1 pseudogene is annotated in these 280 nt (G+C 67.9%); it reads left to right on the top strand.

Going from position 1 to position 280, the window contains the following annotated elements:
• Nucleotides 1-280, top strand: a pseudogene (locus tag D0817_RS27355) (hypothetical protein); the annotation flags it as partial.

Here is a 280-nt window from a genome sequence, read left to right as displayed (position 1 = left end):
AGCTTCACCAACACCGACCGGCTGGTGCAGATCGGGCGCCAGGCGCTCGAACCGCCGGGCCAGGCGCGCCAGGACCTGTGGATCATCGAACAGATGGCCGTGCGGCTCGGCCTCAATTGGGCCTACACCCACGTTTCGCAGGTGTTCGACGAGATGCGCCGCACCATGCCCAGCATCGGCGGCATCACCTGGGAGCGCCTCGAGCGCGAGAACGCGGTGACCTATCCGTGCACGCAAGAGGGCGACCCGGGCACCCCGGTGGTGTTCACCGAGACCTTCC

Origin of the sequence: Flavobacterium cupreum (assembly GCF_003996965.1) — a bacterium.
Classification (GTDB): Bacteria; Bacteroidota; Bacteroidia; order Flavobacteriales; family Flavobacteriaceae; genus Flavobacterium; species Flavobacterium cupreum.
The sequence above is the reverse complement of the archived record's forward strand: the minus strand, read 5'-3'. Positions and strand labels throughout refer to the sequence as shown.